This is a genomic window from Stieleria mannarensis (genome assembly GCF_014154935.1).
In the GTDB taxonomy this organism is placed as follows: Bacteria; Planctomycetota; Planctomycetia; order Pirellulales; family Pirellulaceae; genus Stieleria; species Stieleria mannarensis.
The window spans coordinates 1-1,616 of the sequence record NZ_JACEHH010000140.1 but is presented as its reverse complement, the minus strand read 5'-3'; the positions used below and the strand labels follow the sequence as shown (position 1 = coordinate 1,616).

The 1,616-nt window shown below is 56.2% G+C and carries 3 protein-coding genes; all 3 read right to left on the bottom strand.

The window, feature by feature from the left end:
• On the bottom strand, positions 1-717 hold a 717-nt coding region (locus H1B37_RS32755; protein WP_182871475.1), incomplete at its 3' end, for an IS66 family transposase.
• 119 nt (positions 718-836) lie between these two features.
• Complete coding sequence (gene tnpB / locus H1B37_RS32750; protein WP_182871474.1) at positions 837-1,187, bottom strand: IS66 family insertion sequence element accessory protein TnpB; 351 nt, start codon at positions 1,185-1,187, stop codon at positions 837-839.
• The gene (gene tnpA / locus H1B37_RS32745; protein WP_182871473.1) at positions 1,184-1,537 is read right to left on the bottom strand and encodes an IS66 family insertion sequence element accessory protein TnpA; all 354 of its coding nucleotides are present in this window, start codon (positions 1,535-1,537) and stop codon (positions 1,184-1,186) included. Before tnpA ends, tnpB begins: the two co-directional genes overlap by 4 nt.
• Between the last annotated feature and the right edge of the window lie 79 nt (positions 1,538-1,616).

The window sequence follows — 1,616 nt, the reverse complement described above, 5'->3', positions numbered from 1 at the left end:
GCCGGCGAACAGATCTTGCTGACGATAAAACGGCAGGTGATAGAAGTATTTCCAGGCCACAACTTCGACTCCAATCGAGGCGTCAAAGCGATCGCCTTCGACCAGACCGGTGGGACGCTCGGGAGTGACGATTCCTTGTGATTTGTCGGACGGGTGAGCGTACTTGGCATACTTGGTCACCCGGACTTTCAGTTCACCGGCGGTGCTTTCGAGCGTCTCGACTTCGTCATAGCCGATCAGGATGAGGCCTTTGCGCTGGGCTTCGGGCAGGTCGACGATCTTTTCGTATCGCGGCAAGTGTTCGGGGAACTTGCGGTCGCTTGGTTCGGGGCGTTTCTTTCTGCGTTTCTTGTTTGCCTCTTCGGCGTCGTCGGCGATCTGCTCGGCCTCGCGGATGGCTTCTTCCAGTGCGCTGACCACCTCGGGCGTGGGCTCTTCGCCGAGATCCAAAAACAACTGGCCTTCGCCATCGACGCGTCGTTCACTCTTGCGCCCGTAGAGTTGCTTGAGCAGCTTTTCGATCTTCAGGTTTAGCTCGATGTTCTTTTCTTCGAGCTTGTCCGACTCGGCCTTAAGCTCCAAAACGCTGTGAGCTTGTTCCTCGATCAGTTTGTCTTTGAGCGACAGTTCTGTGGCTTGTTCGCCGACTTGCGATTGCAGTTCCGAAATCAGCTGATGGCAAGCGTCGAGATCGTTTGGAAGAGGCTTCGAATTCATGATGGCGACATTATAAAACGCACTCCAAATCGCGCAAGACAAAGCGCAAAGAAAACCGGCTCCACGAAGCAATTTTCGTGGAGCCGGTCCGTTTCGATTCGATTCGATTGGCTGATGAGCTACGCTGCCATTCGCTTGCGTCGAGTCTTGGCCGCCTTCAGCGACACTCCGGCAATCCACATGGCCAGTTCGACGTTATCGATCACGATGTGCGATGAGCCGTCATCGGTCTTCGGTATTTCGACGGTGCCCTGTTCGAGCCTTCGATACCAGAGCGTCAGTCCGCCGGTTTCCCACCACAGGGCTTTGATGCGATCGCGTCTGCGATTGACAAACAGGAACAGCGAGCCATCGGTCACGCAGTGATTCATCGCAGTGGTGACGATGCCTGTCAGTCCATCGAACCCTTTACGAAAATCGACCGGTTCGGTGCAAAGAAAAATCGGTACACCAGAGGGGAGTCCAATCATGATCGGGCCTCCGGTCGCAGGCTTGGTTCTTGGTTGGTGGGGACCTCCACATGGATGCGAACACCGCCGGGAAGCTCAATGGTGGTGCTGGCACAGGCCGAGGTGGCGCGCTGCTGCGTTTCCGGCGCGACCTGATTGGTGGACTCGGTTGCCAGGCGAAGGGGCATGAATTGAACAGCCGTTGCAGGCTGCTTGGCGTCGGCCGGCAGTTCACGCAGTTTTTTTCTCCATTTGTAGTAGGATGGCTGCGAGACGCCTTCGCTGAGACAGAATTCGGCGACGGTCATCTGCGAGGACGCGAATCGCTGCAGGCGTTCATCCCAAAGTTTGACGGTTTCCGATCGTGGCATGGTTTTCTCCGCTTGGTGAATCGAAACAAAACCCGCCAGCCTAGCCCCCACGTCTACAACGGCTCTGGTGTACGGTTAC

Coding starts and splice junctions, on each gene's coding strand:
- tnpB (WP_182871474.1), bottom strand. CDS start 1,187: ATGATTGGACTCCCCTCTGGTGTACCGATTTTTCTTTGCACCGAACCG.
- tnpA (WP_182871473.1), bottom strand. CDS start 1,537: ATGCCACGATCGGAAACCGTCAAACTTTGGGATGAACGCCTGCAGCGA.